The 1,487-nt window shown below is 71.9% G+C and carries 2 protein-coding genes; both read right to left on the bottom strand.

The genetic code is table 11. The annotated features are described in order from the left end of the window. Positions 1-780, bottom strand: a 780-nt coding sequence (locus IE118_RS33765; protein ID WP_189561921.1) for a beta-ketoacyl synthase N-terminal-like domain-containing protein, incomplete at its 3' end; no start/stop codon positions are given. Between the two features lie 98 nt (positions 781-878). After that, positions 879-1,487: acyl carrier protein (locus tag IE118_RS33760; RefSeq protein ID WP_189561920.1), on the bottom strand; the 609-nt coding region annotated here is incomplete at its 5' end.

Genomic DNA, 1,487 nt, shown 5'->3' with positions numbered 1-1,487 from the left:
CGCGAACGACTTGCACCGGCCGTCCGCCGCCAGCCCCCGCTGCCGCGAGAACTCCACGAACGACACGGGTGTGGACAGCACCGTGACACCGCCGGCGAAGGCCAGGTCGCACTCGCCCCGGCGCAGCGCCGTCGCCCCCAGGTGCATCGCGACCAGCGACGAGGAGCACGCCGTGTCCACGGACACGGTCGGCCCCTCGAACCCGAAGGTGTACGCCACCCGGCCCGCGGCGATGCTGCCCATGCTGTTGCTGACGAGGTTCCCCTCGTAGCCCTCCTTGGGAAGGTCGGGACGCGCTCCGTAGTCGTGGTACATCTGGCCGACGAACACACCGGTGCGGCTGCCGCGCAGGGTGGCCGGCACCACCCCCGCGTCCTCCATCGCCTCCCAGGTGGTCTCCAGCAGCAACCGCTGCTGCGGGTCCGCCACCATGGCCTCGCGCGGGGACATCCCGAAGAAGGCGGGATCAAAGCCGCTCACGTCGTCCAGGAAGCCGCCCTCGCTCACGTACGACTTGCCCACGCTGTCCGGGTCCGGGTCGTACAGGTCCTCGCGCCAGCCGCGGTCCCCCGGGAACGGCGAGACCGCGTCGACACCCTGGTCGACCAGGTCCCACAGGCTGTCGGGATCCGTCACCCCGCCCGGGTAGCGGCAGGCCATCCCCACGATCGCGATCGGCTCCCGCGCCTTCTCCTCCACCTCGCGCAGCCGGCCCCGCGCGTCCCGCGCGTCCGCGATCGCGCGCTTGAGGTACTCCCGGAGTTCCTTCTCGTCCGCCATCAGAATCCGATCCTTCCAAGTTCATGTGTGAGGTGAAGCGGGCGTGCCCGAAAGCGGCCGCGGCCGGTCAGGTCCGGCCGCGGCCGGCCGGTGCGCGGCTACTCGGCCCCGTCGACCAGCGCGAAGAGCTCTTCGTCGCTGGCGGAATCGAGGTCCCGGTCCAGCCCGGCCCCGGTCAACTCCAGCAGTCGCTGCAGCTGTTCGGCGACCTGCCGCCGCATCGCGCCGTCGTCCTCCCCGATGCCGCGGATGCGTTCCTCCAGCTCGCCCAGGTGTGAGAGCACGGCGTCCGGGGCGGCCGCGCCCTGGGCGGCCCGGGTGATCCCGTCGATCCGGTCGGCCAGTTGCCCGTCGAGGAACCCGGCCAGCGCCCCGACCGACGGGTAGTCGAAGACCACCGTGTTGGCGAACCGCTCCCCGCACACCTTGTTCAGCCTGTTCCGCAGCTCCACCGCGCTCAGGGAGTCGAAGCCCAGTTCCTGGAAGGCACGGTCCGCTTCGATCTCCCGCGGGTCCTCGTGGCCCAGGATCTCGGCCACCTCGTCCTGCACCAGGTCCACCAGCGCCCGCCGCCGCTCGTTCCGGTCGAGGCCCGCCAGCCGGTGCAGGAGCGGCGACGCCGGACCGCTGTCGGCGGTGGTCAGCGGGGTGTGGGTGGTGGGGGTGTGGTGGGTGAGTTGTTGGTCGAGGTGGTGGGCGAGGGTGGT

The organism is Streptomyces pilosus, assembly GCF_014649835.1.
GTDB lineage: Bacteria > Actinomycetota > Actinomycetes > Streptomycetales > Streptomycetaceae > Streptomyces > Streptomyces pilosus.
The sequence above is the reverse complement of the archived record's forward strand: the minus strand, read 5'-3'. Positions and strand labels throughout refer to the sequence as shown.